The sequence below is a fragment of the Paenibacillus sp. Y280 genome (genome assembly GCF_056786335.1).
Genome location: NZ_JBXCIW010000026.1, coordinates 25,733 through 42,846, shown reverse-complemented (window position 1 = coordinate 42,846; position 17,114 = coordinate 25,733). Strand labels below are relative to the sequence as shown.

Below are 17,114 nucleotides of genomic sequence, written 5' to 3'. Positions count from 1 at the left end.
GGGTGATGGATTATGTCGAATCACTATTACTCACAAAGCCCAGATGTGAAGCATAATCGTCAAATTCATGAAGTGTCTCTTCGAGGCTTTTCATTCCGATTTATGACGGATGCAGGAGTTTTCTCGAAATCGGGTGTCGATTATGGGAGTCAAGTTTTGATTGATGCGCTCGAGCTTGATGTTAAAGCAAAAGTGCTAGACGTAGGCTGTGGTTATGGTCCGATCGGGTTAACAGCTGCAAAGCTTGCCGAGAAAGGGCAAGTGACCATGATTGATATCAATGAAAGAGCAGTAGAACTATCACGCGAAAATGCCAAGCTGAATCATATTGCGAACGTTACGGTTTTGCAGAGCGATGTATATGAAGCCGTTAAACATTTGAAATTTGATGTAATTGTTACGAATCCGCCTATAAGGGCAGGCAAATCGGTCGTTCATCAGATTTTTGAAGAAGGCTATGATTTGCTTGAGCAAGGCGGAAGCATGTGGGTAGTTATTCAGAAGAAACAAGGAGCGCCTTCGGCCAAAGCCAAACTGGAGTTATTGTTCAGCGATGTGGAGGAAGTAACGAAGGATAAAGGCTATCGTATTTTTCGAGCTGTAAAAGGATAGTTGAATATCTCAAAAGCTGTTTTGAAAATATGTTTGAAAGTAGAATTATATTTATTGACTTGACATTTTAGATATGGTAAAATTATAAAATGTCAGCATTAAATTGGGCTCGATCTCTTTAGTTAACTAAAATGTCAAGTGTAAATTTAAAGCGCGGAATGCATAAGTTTTACACATTTGACGTATAATGTTTACGTTTTGGGCAAAATTATTTGATATGAGACTATCGCGGCCGCGCTGTGATAGGTTAACTGCCGGAACATGCTCTTTTTTCGAACTATTCGATAAGGGCTTTTCTTTATTTGACTATATAGGCGGCTGGTCCGTCTATAGTGACGCAGTGGATATCGATGCTGTGATACAGACATGAGGGGTGAGGTTAAGTTGGCAGGACAACTTGTTCAGTATGGTCGGCGCGCGCGCAGAAGCTACGCCAGGATCAACGAGGTGCTGGAAGTCCCGAACCTGATTGAAATCCAACAAAAATCGTATGAGAAGTTTTTGGAAAGCGACTTGATTGAGTTGTTCCAGGACATTTCTCCGATTTCGGACTTTACAGGCAATCTATCGCTTGAGTTTATCGACTATAGCTTGGGCGAACCGAAATATTCGGTCGATGAATCAAAAGAGCGCGACGTGACGTATGCGGCTCCTTTGCGCGTTAAGGTACGACTTTTTAATAAGGAGACCGGCGAAGTAAAGGAACAAGAAGTTTTCATGGGTGATTTCCCGCTTATGACAGATACAGGCACGTTTATTATTAACGGGGCCGAGCGTGTCATAGTCAGCCAATTGGTTCGATCCCCGAGTGTGTACTTCAGCACGAAGGTTGATAAGAACGGGAAGAAGAATTACACTGCGACGGTTATTCCTAACCGTGGCGCTTGGCTTGAGCTTGAAACGGATGCAAAAGATATCATCTACGTTCGTATTGATCGTACAAGGAAAATACCGGTAACGGTACTTTTGCGTTCTCTTGGATTCGGTACTGACGCTGAGATTCTTGAGTTGCTTGGCCACGATGAGTACATTCGCAACACGTTAGACAAGGATAATACGGATTCAACCGAGAAAGCGCTGATTGAAATTTATGAGCGTCTTCGTCCGGGCGAGCCTCCAACTTTGGATAATGCGAAGAGCTTGCTGGTAGCACGTTTCTTTGATCCAAAACGTTATGACTTGGCCAATGTTGGCCGATACAAAATAAACAAAAAACTACACATCAAGAACCGTTTGTTCAATCAACGGCTTGCGGAAAATCTAGTTGACCCTACTACTGGCGAAATTATCGCTGAAGCAGGACAAATGATTGACCGTCGTTTGCTTGATGAAATTCTCGAAAAGCTCGAGAAGGATGTAGGCTTCAAAACGTATCACGTTGCTAACGGCGTATTGGATGCTGATAGTATTCCACTACAAACGATCAGCGTATTCTCGCCATATGACGAAAGCAAAGTTATTAAGGTAATTGCAAATGGCATTATTGATAAATCCGTGAAGCATATCACGCCTGCGGACATCATTTCTTCCATTAACTACTTTATTAATTTGCTTCACGGTGTAGGCAGCACGGATGATATCGATCATCTCGGTAATCGTCGTCTGCGTTCTGTAGGCGAGCTTCTTCAAAATCAATTCCGTATCGGTTTGTCTCGTATGGAACGCGTAGTGCGCGAGAGAATGTCCATTCAAGACGCGAATGCGATTACGCCACAGGCGCTTATCAACATTCGTCCGGTCATTGCATCTATAAAAGAGTTCTTCGGCTCCTCGCAGCTGTCCCAGTTTATGGACCAAACGAATCCGCTTGCTGAACTCACGCATAAACGTCGTCTATCAGCACTTGGACCCGGCGGTTTGACACGGGAACGCGCTGGCTTTGAAGTACGTGACGTCCATCACTCCCACTATGGGCGGATGTGTCCGATCGAGACGCCAGAGGGACCAAATATCGGTTTGATCAACTCCTTGTCTTCTTTTGCCCGCATTAACGAATATGGCTTTATTGAAGCGCCATACCGTTGGGTAGATCCGAAGACGGGTATTGTTACAGAACAAATCGCATACCTAACTGCTGATGAGGAAGATAACTACGTAATCGCGCAAGCGAATGCGAAGCTGACTTCGGAAGATAAGTTTGCAGAAGAGAATACGATCGTTCGTTACAATAAACAAGCCGACAACATTTTGACTATGCCAAGCGATCGCGTTGATTACATGGACGTATCTCCTAAGCAGGTAGTATCCGTTGCGACAGCGTTAATTCCGTTCCTGGAAAACGATGACTCCAACCGTGCCCTCATGGGATCGAACATGCAGCGTCAAGCGGTACCGCTTCTCATACCTAGATCACCGCTTGTTGGTACGGGTATGGAGCACAAAGCTGCGAAAGACTCCGGCGTTTGTATCGTTGCGAAACATGACGGTATTATCGAACGTTCTTCCGCAAACGAAATTTGGCTTCGTCGCGTCGAACAAATTGATGGCAAGCCAGTTACAGGCGACTTGGTAAAACATAAGCTACACAAGTTTATGCGTTCTAACCAAGGAACGTGCATCAATCAGCGTCCACTCGTACGCAAAGGCGACGTTATTAAGAAAGGTGACATTCTTGCAGATGGTCCTTCCACTGAAAAGGGTGAATTGGCTCTTGGACGCAACGTAGTCGTTGCATTCATGACGTGGGAAGGCTACAACTATGAGGATGCGATCCTGCTTAGTGAGAAGCTTGTGAAAGAGGATGTTTACACATCCATTCACATCGAGGAATATGAGTCCGAAGCTCGTGACACGAAGCTTGGACCAGAAGAAATCACTCGCGATATCCCGAATGTCGGCGAAGAAGCTCTTCGCAACTTGGATGAGCGCGGAATCATTCGTGTCGGTGCTGAAATCGGCGCTGGCGATATCCTGGTTGGCAAAGTAACGCCGAAGGGCGTAACGGAGCTGACTGCGGAAGAAAGATTGCTGCACGCTATCTTCGGTGAGAAAGCTCGTGAAGTACGTGATACATCGCTGCGTGTACCGCATGGTACTGACGGTATCGTTGTTGACGTTAAAGTATTTACGCGTGAGAATGGCGATGAATTGCCACCTGGCGTTAACCAATTAGTTCGTGCGTATATTGCTCAAAAACGGAAAATCTCCGAAGGCGACAAAATGGCCGGACGTCATGGTAACAAAGGGGTTATCGCCCGCATCATGCCAGAAGAAGATATGCCTTTCCTACCGGATGGCACACCAGTAGAGGTTGTCCTCAACCCGCTCGGCGTTCCGTCTCGGATGAACATCGGTCAAGCGCTTGAAGTTCACTTGGGTATGGCTTGCAAACATCTCGGCATCCACGCTGCTACGCCTGTATTTGACGGCGCGCGCGAGAATGACGTTTTCGATACGATGGAAGAAGCAGGCATGCAGCGTAACGGTAAAACCGTACTGTATGACGGACGGACAGGCGAAAACTTCGAGCGTGAAGTTACAGTTGGGGTCATGTACATGATCAAGCTGGCGCACATGGTCGATGATAAAATCCATGCCCGTTCCACTGGTCCTTACTCACTCGTTACACAACAACCGCTCGGTGGTAAAGCACAGTTCGGTGGTCAACGTTTCGGGGAGATGGAGGTATGGGCGCTTGAGGCATATGGCGCTGCGTACACGCTCCAAGAAATACTGACGGTTAAATCCGATGACGTGGTTGGTCGTGTGAAAACGTACGAATCGATCGTCAAAGGCGAGAACGTACCAGAACCGGGCGTTCCGGAATCGTTTAAAGTTTTGATCAAAGAGCTTCAAAGCTTAGGTATGGATGTTAAAATTCTGTCTGAGAATGAAGAAGAGATCGAAATGAAGGAAATGGACGATGAAGACGAGGCGACGGGTGATAAGCTCAACCTCAATATTGAAGGTGCCGAGATCGGCGCCGCTGCTGAATAAACTAGTTGCTGGATTCCGTCACTTGGTCACGCGCCTATGACGGAATCTAGCTGATTAGATAGACATTGTCATACATGACGGAGGAGGGTTGCTCCTTGTTGGACGTGAACAACTTCGAGTATATGAAAATCGGTCTGGCTTCGCCGGATAAAATTCGCTCGTGGTCCCGCGGAGAAGTTAAAAAACCGGAGACGATCAACTATAGGACCTTAAAGCCGGAGAAGGAAGGTCTCTTCTGCGAAAAGATTTTTGGACCTACGAAAGACTGGGAATGTCATTGCGGCAAATACAAACGTGTACGCTATAAAGGCGTCGTTTGTGATCGCTGCGGCGTCGAAGTAACTCGCGCTAAAGTTCGCCGTGAACGTATGGGTCACATCGAGCTAGCTGCTCCAGTTTCTCATATTTGGTACTTTAAAGGGATTCCAAGCCGTATGGGTCTTGCACTGGATATGTCGCCTCGTTCGCTTGAGGAGATCATCTACTTTGCATCCTATGTCGTAACGGATCCAGGAGATACGCCGCTTGAGAAAAAACAACTCCTTTCGGAGAAAGAATACCGCAGCTATCGGGAGAAATACGGGTATGGCTTCCATGCTGGTATGGGGGCCGAGGCTGTTAAAAAGCTTTTGCAGGATATCGACGTTGACAAAGAACTGGAGCAATTGAAGGAAGAGCTTCGTACGGCTCAAGGGCAACGACGCAATCGCGCCATTAAGCGCCTAGAAGTAGTCGAAGCATTCCGCAACTCCGGCAATGAGCCGGAATGGATGATTCTGGACGTACTTCCTGTAATCCCTCCTGAGCTTCGTCCGATGGTACAGCTTGATGGCGGACGTTTTGCGACATCTGACCTTAACGATTTGTATCGCCGTGTTATTAACCGTAACAACCGTCTGAAGCGTCTGCTAGATCTGGGTGCTCCTGATATTATCGTGCAAAATGAAAAACGGATGCTTCAGGAAGCGGTAGACGCTTTGATCGACAACGGTCGTCGCGGTCGTCCTGTTACAGGTCCTGGTAACCGTCCGCTTAAATCTCTCAGCCACATGCTGAAAGGTAAGCAAGGACGTTTCCGTCAGAACTTGCTCGGTAAACGGGTTGACTATTCCGGTCGTTCGGTTATCGTCGTAGGTCCTAACCTCAAAATGTTCCAGTGCGGTCTTCCGAAGGAAATGGCACTTGAATTGTTCAAGCCTTTCGTTATGAAAGAGCTTGTTAATAAAGGCTTGGCACATAATATTAAGAGTGCTAAGCGCAAGGTTGAACGCGTAAGCCCAGAGGTATGGGATGTACTTGAGGAAGTTATCAAGGAACACCCAGTGCTGCTTAACCGTGCCCCGACGCTGCATAGACTAGGTATTCAAGCATTTGAACCTATTCTAGTTGAAGGCCGCGCTATTAAGCTTCACCCGCTCGTATGTACAGCTTATAACGCTGACTTCGACGGTGACCAAATGGCCGTTCACGTTCCGTTGTCTGCTGAAGCACAAGCTGAGGCTCGTTTGCTCATGCTTGCATCAGGCAACATCCTTAACCCGAAAGACGGCAAACCGGTCGTTACTCCTTCGCAGGATATGGTTCTAGGAAGCTTCTACTTGACGATGGATAACAAAGAGGCTAAAGGTAGCGGTTCCGTATTCGGTACCATTAACGAGGCGATCTCTGCTTATCAACGCGGTATTGTTTCCTTGCATGCGAGAATTTTCATTCCGGTTCGCGTCCTTAAGAAAGTTAATTTCACCGAGCAACAGCAAAACTCGTTACTCGTTACGACAGTTGGCAAAGTAATCTTCAACGAAATTTTCCCTGAAGATTTCCCTTATATCAACGAAGCAACGAAAACGAACCTATTGCACGGTACGCCAGATAAATATTTCGTTTACGAAAAAGGTGCCGATCTTCCTAAGTTTTTGGATGCGATCGAGACGCCGGGTGCGGTAGGTAAGGATTATCTCGCATTAGTTATTGCGGAATGCTTCCGTCAATACCACACAACGCTTACTGCGATGCTCCTTGACCGTATTAAGCAGCTTGGTTTCACTTACTCAACTAAGGCTGGTATTACGATCGGTGTATCCGACGTTATCATCCCGAAAGAGAAAGACGAAATCATGAAACGCTCTGATGAGAAGGTTGCTACCGTTATGAATCAATACCGTCGCGGTTTGATTACGAACGAAGAGCGTTATGACCGGATCATCAGCATTTGGAGTAAATGTAAAGACGAGATCACTGAAGTTCTTATGAAGTCAATGGATCGTTACAACAACATCATGCTCATGGTGGACTCCAAAGCTCGGGGTAACAAATCTCAAATTACACAACTTGGCGGTATGCGTGGTCTGATGGCGAATCCATCCGGTCGTATCATCGAGTTGCCAATTAAATCGAACTTCCGTGAAGGTCTTACTGTCCTCGAGTACTTTATCTCGACTCACGGAGCGCGTAAAGGTTTGGCCGATACAGCACTTCGGACTGCCGATTCCGGTTACTTGACTCGTCGACTTGTTGACGTTGCCCAAGACGTAATCGTGCGCGAAGAAGATTGTGGAACGGACAAAGGCTTCAGCGTAAGCAAAATTCAAGACGGTAAAGAGGTTATTGAAGATCTCTACGACCGTATTGAAGGCCGCTATGCGTTCGAAACCGTTCGTAATCCAAAAACTGGTGAAATTATCGTTAACCGCAGCGAGTTGATCGACTCGAACAAAGCGGACGCGATTATCGATGCTGGCGTTGAGAAGCTGCAAATCCGTTCCGTACTAAGCTGCCGTGCTCGTCATGGCGTATGTAAGATCTGTTACGGACGTAACCTAGCTACTGGTAAACACGTTGAAATTGGGGAAGCGGTAGGCATTATCGCGGCTCAATCGATCGGGGAGCCAGGAACACAGCTGACGATGCGTACGTTCCATACGGGCGGCGTTGCCGGCGATGATATCACACAAGGTTTGCCGCGTATCCAAGAGTTGTTTGAGGCGCGTAATCCGAAAGGTCAAGCGATCATCTCCGAGCTTGACGGTGTAATCAAAGAAATTCGTGAAGCGAAGGACCGTCGTGAAATCGAGGTTCAAGGCGAAGCGGAATCCAAAGTGTATGCTGTTACCTATGGTTCGCGTATCCGCGTAACGCAAGGACAACAAATCGAAGCCGGCGATGAGCTGACTGACGGTTCTATTGACCCTAAAGATATGCTGCGCATCAAAGGTATCCGTGGCGTTCAAAACTACATTTTGCAAGAAGTACAGCGCGTTTACCGGAACCAAGGGGTAGAAATCAATGACAAGCACGTTGAGGTCATGATTAAACAAATGCTCCGTAAAATCCGTATCGTAGATGCAGGCGGTACAACTCTGCTTCCTGGTGCATTTGTTGACATTCATGAATATGAATCACAAAACCGCACTGCGATTTTTGCAGATCTTGAACCTGCTGTTGCAAAACCTGTTTTGCTAGGTATTACGAAGGCATCGCTTGAGACGGATTCATTCTTGTCAGCAGCTTCCTTCCAAGAAACAACTCGCGTATTGACTGATGCGGCTATTAAAGGCAAAGTTGACCAGTTGCTTGGACTCAAGGAAAATGTTATTATCGGTAAGTTGATTCCAGCTGGTACTGGAATGGCTCGTTATCGCAACATTCGCTTTGCTGGACTTGAAGATGAAGTCATACCTGCAGTAGAAGGCGAACTAGAAGCAGCTGCTGTTACCGTCGACTAATCGTTGATTAAGTAACTGCTGCTGTAACCAGTCACTAACCTATAACGAAAGAGCGTCACATCTTCCGCTTCATTTGGAAGCGTAGGATGACCGCTCTTTTGCATGTTTATAGTGTGGATTTCATTTACTAGATATTTGCAAATGAATTTCCTTAAAGTTTCTTGACACAAGCACAGTATAGGTGGTACCATATCGAAGTGTGCCTAATTGTGAGATCGCTGACTGGAAGAATTGAAGGTGATTTTCATGCAATTCAAAGTCGGCGCAAAGCAGACGACCAAGATGCTCGAGCAGCAAAGAGCTATTGAAGTCTATGTTGCACGAGATGCAGATCCGAAGATGAAAGAGAAGATTGTTCATCTATGTGAGCGGGCGGGAGTTCCAGTTAAATGGATCGATACGATGGAAGACCTCGGGGAAACCTGCGGCATCGATATCGGGGCCGCAATGGCAGCGCTCGTAACCGAAGAAGAATAACGCAATAACCGTTTTTGTTAGTTGATTATTTAGCGATGATTGACTGACGAGAACTTTTGTTTGTTCTTTAATGAACCGCCTGGATCTGTGGGCTTAATTTTAGGTAAAATGTCTACCATACAAGCGTATACGGCTATAGCCGTCCTTTGGTGGAATGAGCTCGCCTACGCGAAGAAATATAAGTGGATTTATAAACAAGAGGTTATAAATGCTTATATTTTCGAAAAGACATGAATTTAGGAAGGGGGTGGCAACATGCCAACTATTAACCAGCTAGTCCGTAAAGGACGCCAAGCGAAAGTCGTTAAATCGAAATCGCCGGCATTGCAAAAAGGTTTCAATGCATTGAAACGTGAAGCTACAAACATCAGCGCTCCTCAAAAACGCGGTGTGTGCACTCGTGTAGGTACAATGACTCCTAAGAAACCGAACTCCGCGCTTCGTAAATATGCGCGTGTACGTCTTACTAACCGTGTAGAGGTTACAGCGTACATTCCGGGTATCGGACACAACCTGCAAGAGCACAGCGTGGTATTGATTCGTGGTGGACGGGTAAAAGATCTTCCAGGGGTACGTTATCATATCGTTCGCGGCGCACTTGATACTGCAGGCGTTAACAATCGGAACCAATCTCGTTCGAAATATGGTACGAAACGTCCGAAAGTTAAAAAATCATAAGTATAACCCTAACGGGTCATTGAAATGCTAGAAATAGCGACTATTAGAAGAAAGGGGGACTTTCTCATGCCACGCAAAGGTCCTGTAACGAAACGTGATGTGCTTCCAGATCCGCTGTATAACAGCAAACTGGTAACCCGTCTAATCAACCGCATTATGCTTGACGGTAAAAGAGGCGTTGCACAAACATTGTTGTATGATGCTTTCAAACTGATTCAAGAACGCACGAGTAAAGATCCAATGGAAGTGTTCGATGCTGCAATGAAAAATATTATGCCAGTACTTGAGGTTAAAGCTCGCCGTGTTGGTGGTGCTAACTATCAAGTGCCGATCGAAGTTAAACCAGAGCGCCGTACTGCGCTTGCTCTCCGTTGGCTCGTGAACTACTCACGCAACCGCGGTGAGAAAACGATGGTAGAGCGTTTAGCTGCTGAAATCACAGATGCTTCCAATAACACTGGCGCAGCTGTTAAGAAGCGCGAAGATACTCACAAAATGGCTGATGCCAACAGAGCATTTGCTCACTACCGTTGGTAGGATTCTAACATTCGAGAGGAGACCATTTTATGTCAAGAGAGTTCTCCTTGAACAATACGCGCAACATCGGGATTATGGCGCATATTGATGCTGGTAAAACCACTACAACTGAGCGGATCTTGTTCTTCACGGGCCGTACCCACAAAATCGGAGAAGTGCACGAAGGTGCTGCTACGATGGACTGGATGGAACAAGAACAAGAGCGCGGTATCACGATTACGTCTGCCGCGACAACTGCTCAATGGAATGGACACCGTATTAATATTATCGACACCCCGGGACACGTTGACTTCACAGTAGAAGTTGAGCGCTCCCTGCGCGTATTGGACGGGGCCGTTGGAGTTTTCAGTGCTAAAGAAGGCGTTGAGCCACAGTCCGAGACTGTATGGCGTCAAGCTGACCGTTACAACGTTCCGCGTATCGCTTACGTAAACAAAATGGACATCATTGGTGCAGACTTCCTTAACGTTATCAAAGATATGCGTGAGCGTCTGCAAGCTAATGCTGTTGCCATTCAAATTCCGATTGGCGCTGAGTCTGATTTTGTCGGCGTTATCGATATCGTTGAACGTGTAGCTTATAAGTACAAAGACGATACAGGCAAAGATCCTATTCAAGTTGAGATTCCTTCGGAGTATGCTGACCAAGTGGAAGAGCTTCGTACGGAATTGATTGAGAAGGTCGCTGAGCTGGATGAAGAATTAACGATGAAATATTTGGAAGGTGAAGAAATCACTATTCCAGAAATTAAAGCAGCACTCCGTAAAGGTGTTTGCGAAGTTAAAATCTTCCCGGTAATCGTTGGTTCATCTTACCGCAATAAAGGCGTTCAATTGATGTTGGATGCGGTTGTTGACTATCTTCCATCTCCGCTTGATGTACCTTCCATTAAAGGTACACTTGAAGACGGAGAAGAAGGTGAACGTCCATCATCCGATACAGAACCGTTCGCGGCACTGGCATTCAAAATCATGACGGATCCTTATGTGGGTAGATTGACGTTCTTCCGTGTGTATTCAGGAATTCTGAAATCCGGTTCTTATGTTCTTAACTCAACTAAGGGCAAACGCGAACGGATTGGACGTATTTTGCAAATGCATGCGAACGCTCGTCAAGAGATCTCTGAAGTGTATGCAGGTGATATTGCTGCAGCTGTTGGTCTTAAAGACACAACAACAGGAGACACTCTTTGCGATGAGAAGAACATTATCATTCTTGAATCAATGAACTTCCCAGAGCCTGTTATCTCGGTTGCTATCGAGCCAAAAACGAAAGCTGACCAAGATAAACTAGGTATCGCAATTTCCAAACTGGCAGAGGAAGATCCTACTTTCCGCGCACATACAGACGAAGAAACAAACCAGACAATCATTTCTGGTATGGGTGAGCTTCACCTTGAGATCCTCGTTGACCGTATGTTCCGTGAATTCAAAGTTGAAACAAACGTTGGTAAACCACAAGTTGCTTACCGTGAAACGTTCCGTGAAGCTGCGAAGGTTGAAGGTAAGTTCGTTCGTCAGTCCGGTGGTAAAGGTCAATTCGGTCATTGTTGGGTTGAGTTCTCACCACTTGAGCCAGGTTCAGGCTTTATTTTCGAAAACAAAACAGTCGGTGGATCGATTCCTCGTGAGTTTATCGCTCCTATCCAAGCTGGTATCGAAGAGTCAATGAAGAACGGCGTTATCGCTGGCTTCCCGCTCGTAGATGTCAAAGCTGTTGTTGTTGACGGATCATACCATGATGTTGACTCCTCGGAGATGGCGTTTAAAATTGCAGGTTCGATGGCGCTTAAAGCTGCCAAAGAAAAATGTAAGCCAGTTCTTCTTGAGCCAATCATGAAGGTAGAAGTTACTGTTCCTGAAGAGTACATGGGCGATGTTATGGGTATGCTTAACTCCCGTCGTGGTCGTATCGAAGGTATGGATACTCGTGCAGGTGCACAAATTATCCGTTCCAAGGTACCTCTCTCCGAGATGTTTGGTTATTCCACAACACTACGTTCCGGTACACAAGGACGCGGCGTATTCTCCATGGAACTTTCTCACTATGAAGAAGTTCCAAGATCGATCTCTGAAGAGATCATTGCTAAGAACAAAGGCGAGTAATCGCATTTGTCCTTCTAAACCATTTGCTTTTGGCCGCCAGCTACGTTTGCTTGCAAACATGATGTCGGCCCACACATAAAAAAATTCATGATATATTGAGGAGGCTCAAGTTCAATGGCTAAGGCTAAATTTGAACGTAACAAACCGCACGTTAATATCGGTACAATCGGTCACGTCGATCACGGTAAAACGACTTTGACAGCAGCTATCACAACAGTACTTTCCAAAAAATATGGCGGTGCAGCAATCGCATTTGACCAAATCGATAAAGCTCCAGAAGAGCGCGAGCGTGGTATCACAATCTCGACAGCTCACGTTGAGTATGAGACGCCTGCTCGTCACTACGCACACGTTGACTGCCCAGGTCACGCCGACTATGTAAAAAACATGATCACTGGTGCTGCACAAATGGACGGAGCTATTCTTGTAGTTTCCGCTACTGACGGCCCTATGCCACAAACTCGTGAGCACATCTTGCTTTCGAAACAAGTAGGCGTACCATACATCGTTGTATTCTTGAACAAATGCGACATGGTTGAAGACGAAGAGCTTCTTGAATTGGTAGAAATGGAAGTTCGTGACCTTCTTTCTGAGTATGAGTTCCCAGGCGATGACACTCCGATCATTCGTGGTGCTGCTCGTGAAGCTCTTGCTAACCCAGAAGGCCCTTGGGCTGAAAAAATCATCGAGCTCTTCGATCAAGTTGATACTTACATCCCAACTCCTGAGCGCGACACAGCTAAGCCTTTCCTTATGCCTGTCGAGGACGTATTCACAATCACTGGCCGTGGTACAGTTGCTACAGGTCGCGTAGAGCGTGGCATTATCAAAGTCGGCGACGAGGTAGAAATTATCGGTCTTGCTGAAGAATCCCGTAAATCCGTAGTAACAGGCGTTGAAATGTTCCGTAAATTGCTTGACTCCGCTCAAGCTGGGGACAACGTAGGCGCATTGCTTCGCGGTGTAGACCGTAGCAACATTGAGCGTGGACAAGTTTTGGCTAAACCGGGTTCGGTTAAACCACACACTAACTTCACTGCACAAATCTACGTTCTTACTAAAGAAGAGGGTGGCCGTCACAAGCCTTTCTTCACAGGTTACCGTCCACAGTTCTACTTCCGTACAACTGACGTAACGGGTATCATCAACCTGCCAGAAGGCACTGAGATGGTTATGCCTGGCGACAACATCACTGTTACAGTTGAGCTTATCGCTCCAATCGCTGTTGAAGAGGGAACTCGTTTCTCTATTCGTGAAGGCGGCCGTACAGTAGGCGCTGGCGCTGTAGCTTCTATCCAAAAATAATTGATGGCGGCTTTAGCCGCTATGAATAACAAAAGCCCTCACTTTGGTGGGGGCTTTTGATTTGTCCAGACATTGTCGAGCAATAGTCTGCTTAACTTATTTTTAAATTCAACTAATGATTGACTGTACACCTCAAGCCCATTTAATATTAGGGAATGGCAATAAAATGTCGTCCTTGCTCGTTAAGATACAGCCAATTACGTACAGACATAGACTTTAATGAGAGAAAGCGATGATGCTTTGCTGTACTTGATTAGTCCATTCCATAACAGCTTCTTTACAAGACGACTTATACGATGAGAGGGGTTTAAAGGATGAACAGAAAGTTTTGGCTAAGTATTGCACTGGCTTCGATTATGGTTGTAACGGCAGCATGTGGTGCCAACACAGGTAAAACAGGCTCAGAGAATGAAGGTAATACAGCAAACACGGGTGCAAGCGCGGGTAACACATCCGAGAAAACGTACAAAATTGCCGTTTCTCAGATCGTTGAACATCCATCATTAGATGCAGCATATGACGGCTTTGTTGCTGCTCTTAAAGATGCTGGCATTGAAGAAGGCAAAAACCTGGAGCTCGATTTCAATAATGCGCAAAACGATCAATCGAATATTAAAACAATCACCGAAAAAATTGCAAATAGCAAAAGCGATCTAGCGCTAGGTATCGCTACACCGACTGCACAGGCTCTTGCTGATGATGTTAAGGATATTCCCGTATTGTTCGCTGCAGTAACAGATCCTGTTGAAGCAGGAATTGTCACGCAGCTGCAAGCGCCAGGCGGCAACATTACCGGTGCGTCGGATACGAATTCGGCAGCTATTACTCAAACGATGGATTTTATCGCTTCCCAAATTGCAGATGTGAAAAATGTTGGACTCATTATTAACGAAGGCGAACAAAATGCGGTTGTTATGGCTAATATTGCTGAGGAAGCACTTGCTAAGCATAATATCCAGTTGATCAAAGCAGCTATTGCCAATTCTTCCGACATTCAACAAGCAGCTGATTCCTTGGTTGGACGTGTTGATGCCATTTATATTACTTTAGACAATATGGTTGTTACAGGCGCAGACGCGATTATTGAAGTCGCAAACGAAAACGACATTCCATTTTTCTCAGCTGATCGCGATACCGTTGAAAAAGGAGCATTTGCGGCTGTAGGCTTTAAATATTTTGACCATGGCTATGAAGTTGGACAAATGGCTGTTGAGATTTTGAAAAACGGGAAAAACCCAGCTGAAATGGATGTAACGGTTCCGCAAAAGCTTGATTTCATTTTCAATATGAAAGCAGCGGAAGAGCAAGGGATTACAGTAACTGATGAAATGAAAGCATTTGTTAAGGATCAAGAAAACAATATCATTGAGTAAGTTCTGCTTGTTTCATTTAAAATAATACGTACAAGTATAAATGGGGTGATCGGGCTACTCGTTCACCCTCTTGTTATGGCAAAGGAGGTTTGTCATTTGCTCGGATCGATGCAAGGAGCTATAGAAAGCGGATTACTGTATGCGCTTATGGCATTAGGAGTTTATATTACATTTCGGATACTTGATTTTCCGGATTTAACGGTGGATGGCAGCTTTACAACTGGAGCCGCTATCGGCACGGTCATGACGGTTAATGGGACACCACCATGGCTTGCTGTTTTATGCGCATTTATTGGTGGAGCACTCGCTGGCATATGTACGGGACTGCTTCATACGAAAGGTAAAATCAACGGTCTTCTGTCAGGTATTATTATGATGATTGCTCTTTATTCAATTAATTTAAGAATTTTAGACAAGCCGAATGTGTCCTTGAGAGGGCAGGACAATTTTTTTGATCATGTCTCAACACTCGTCATTATGATTATTTTTGTTGTTGTGATTAAGCTGATCTTAGATATATTTTTCAGGACTGATATTGGTTTAAGTCTTCGCGCTACGGGTGACAACTCTCGGATGATTCGCAGCTTTGGCGCTAATACCGATATTACGACTATTTTCGGAATTGCTTTGTCTAATGCGCTTGTTGCAACGTCAGGAGCGTTAGTTGCACATGATCAGAAATTTGCCGATAACAGCATGGGAATAGGGATGATCGTTATTGGCCTTGCTTCGGTCATTATTGGAGAAGCCATTTTTGGTTCACGCACCATTTTTAGAGCTACTTTAGCTGTTGTGCTGGGTTCATTAATATATCGCATTATTTATGCGCTCGCACTTCGCGTGGAGTGGCTAGAAGCCTCGGATATGAAGCTGATTACTGCCGTTATCATTATTTTTGCACTCGTTGTACCATCTACGCGCAGAGTGATTAAACAAAAAAACGTAGCGCTGAAACGAACGGCAGAAATGCTAGCAGCTTTGGATAAGACGCAGCCTGGAGGTGGACGCTAATGTTGGAGATAGCTAATGTGTCCAAGCTGTTTAATCCGGGTACGGTTGATGAGAAGACGGCGCTTGTTGGCGCTAACCTTACGATGAAGCCAGGCGATTTTATTACGGTAATCGGTAGTAATGGCGCTGGCAAGTCAACTTTAATGAATATTATTTCTGGCGTTATGAAGCCGGATGCCGGAGAAGTTCGGATTGATGGGAACAATATTAGTCAACTCGCTGAATATCAGCGGAGCCGCTGGATAGGTCGAGTGTTCCAAGATCCGATGGCAGGTACGGCTCCTCGCATGTCCATTGAAGAGAATTTGGCGATCGCGTATGCTCGCGGCAAGTCGCGCGGCTTCTCATTTGGCGTAACGCGTGCGAAGCGTACTATTTTCAAGCAAGAGCTTCAGCGTCTTGGCATTGGCCTTGAGAACCGTCTTGGCGCAAAGGTAGGCTTATTGTCAGGCGGGGAGAGACAAGCGCTAAGCTTGCTAATGGCAACCTTTACAAGGCCGCAGATTTTGCTGCTCGATGAGCATACCGCCGCGCTTGATCCGTCTCGTGCGGAACTCATTACTACGCTGACAGAAACGCTTGTCCGTGAAATGAAATTAACTACCCTTATGGTTACTCACAATATGGAGCAGGCCATTCGCCTAGGCAATCGTCTCATTATGATGGACAAGGGTCGAATCATTCTCGATGTGCCTGAAGAACGTAAAAAAGATCTTACAGTCGAGCAGTTGCTTGGCGAGTTCGAACTTATTAGCGGCAAGAAGCTGGCTGATGACAGAATTGTGCTTGGTTAATGTATTGGAGAATAGAACTCGCAGCGACCACTGGTCGGTGCGTGTTTTTTTTTATTGGTTTCCCATATGCTGCTATAACTTACACGCTGGCGTTATTTGGCGGTGTCTTTTCGCCCAAGAAGTGTTTATAATCATATAGCGCCCATTAATTCCGTTATTATAATGGATATGTTCGAATGGCTTGTAATAAGGGACATAATGGGCGCTATATGGACGAATATAGCGTTTGTGCCATACAGGCAGTAGAAGAAGGCAAAGGCAATTCCCATAAACAGAACCGTTTCTTCTATTATAATTGATACTGGAAGAGAGCTGGTTTTGTTGCTTATTAGAAGATAGATACTTGATCAAATCGCGATATTTTTCATAAATGATTGTGATTAGAGAATGATTAAACTTTATGTTGCAATTGCCTATTGGATTCGGTATAATAGTGTCTGTTGGTCTGACGTTGCGATGATGTGAGAGGTTGCCGACACACCCGGCCCCTTTGCCATGGGGCATGTGCAGGGTTTTCTCACGGAGTATGTCCGATAATAAATTGGGCGAAAGAAGGAGGGACTT

11 protein-coding genes are annotated in these 17,114 nt (G+C 45.7%); all 11 read left to right on the top strand.

Going from position 1 to position 17,114, the window contains the following annotated elements; translation table 11 throughout:
• The first annotated feature begins 12 nt into the window (after nucleotides 1–12).
• The 11 genes from AC1TPC_RS23465 (at nucleotide 13) to AC1TPC_RS23415 (ending at nucleotide 16,550) form a co-directional block, all read left to right on the top strand.
• Nucleotides 13–612: a class I SAM-dependent methyltransferase gene (locus AC1TPC_RS23465; protein WP_482069187.1), complete on the top strand. Its 600-nt coding sequence runs from the start codon at nucleotides 13–15 to the stop codon at nucleotides 610–612.
• Between the two features lie 384 nt (nucleotides 613–996).
• Complete coding sequence (gene rpoB / locus AC1TPC_RS23460; RefSeq protein ID WP_482069186.1) at nucleotides 997–4,548, top strand: DNA-directed RNA polymerase subunit beta; 3,552 nt, start codon at nucleotides 997–999, stop codon at nucleotides 4,546–4,548.
• Between the two features lie 95 nt (nucleotides 4,549–4,643).
• Nucleotides 4,644–8,270, top strand: coding sequence for a DNA-directed RNA polymerase subunit beta' (gene rpoC, locus AC1TPC_RS23455; protein WP_482069185.1), 3,627 nt, complete (start codon nucleotides 4,644–4,646; stop codon nucleotides 8,268–8,270).
• Between the two features lie 246 nt (nucleotides 8,271–8,516).
• Nucleotides 8,517–8,747: a ribosomal L7Ae/L30e/S12e/Gadd45 family protein gene (locus AC1TPC_RS23450; RefSeq protein WP_482069184.1), complete on the top strand. Its 231-nt coding sequence runs from the start codon at nucleotides 8,517–8,519 to the stop codon at nucleotides 8,745–8,747.
• Between the two features lie 255 nt (nucleotides 8,748–9,002).
• Nucleotides 9,003–9,425: a 30S ribosomal protein S12 gene (rpsL, locus tag AC1TPC_RS23445; protein WP_053373892.1), complete on the top strand. Its 423-nt coding sequence runs from the start codon at nucleotides 9,003–9,005 to the stop codon at nucleotides 9,423–9,425.
• Nucleotides 9,426–9,491: 66 nt separating this feature from the next.
• Nucleotides 9,492–9,962: a 30S ribosomal protein S7 gene (gene rpsG, locus AC1TPC_RS23440; RefSeq protein ID WP_053373893.1), complete on the top strand. Its 471-nt coding sequence runs from the start codon at nucleotides 9,492–9,494 to the stop codon at nucleotides 9,960–9,962.
• 29 nt (nucleotides 9,963–9,991) lie between these two features.
• Complete coding sequence (gene fusA / locus AC1TPC_RS23435; RefSeq protein WP_482069183.1) at nucleotides 9,992–12,067, top strand: elongation factor G; 2,076 nt, start codon at nucleotides 9,992–9,994, stop codon at nucleotides 12,065–12,067.
• 114 nt (nucleotides 12,068–12,181) lie between these two features.
• The gene (gene tuf, locus AC1TPC_RS23430) at nucleotides 12,182–13,372 is read left to right on the top strand and encodes an elongation factor Tu (RefSeq protein WP_482069182.1); all 1,191 of its coding nucleotides are present in this window, start codon (nucleotides 12,182–12,184) and stop codon (nucleotides 13,370–13,372) included.
• A 314-nt stretch (nucleotides 13,373–13,686) separates the two neighbouring features.
• Nucleotides 13,687–14,745 carry an ABC transporter substrate-binding protein gene (locus AC1TPC_RS23425; RefSeq protein WP_482069181.1) on the top strand — a complete coding sequence of 353 codons (1,059 nt, stop codon included), beginning with the start codon at nucleotides 13,687–13,689 and terminating at the stop codon, nucleotides 14,743–14,745.
• 75 nt (nucleotides 14,746–14,820) lie between these two features.
• Nucleotides 14,821–15,756, top strand: a complete 936-nt coding sequence (locus AC1TPC_RS23420) for an ABC transporter permease (RefSeq protein ID WP_482069207.1) — start codon at nucleotides 14,821–14,823, stop codon at nucleotides 15,754–15,756.
• Nucleotides 15,756–16,550 carry an ABC transporter ATP-binding protein gene (locus AC1TPC_RS23415; RefSeq protein ID WP_482069180.1) on the top strand — a complete coding sequence of 265 codons (795 nt, stop codon included), beginning with the start codon at nucleotides 15,756–15,758 and terminating at the stop codon, nucleotides 16,548–16,550. The genes AC1TPC_RS23420 and AC1TPC_RS23415 overlap by 1 nt, the downstream gene beginning before the upstream one ends.
• Nucleotides 16,551–17,114 lie beyond the last annotated feature (564 nt).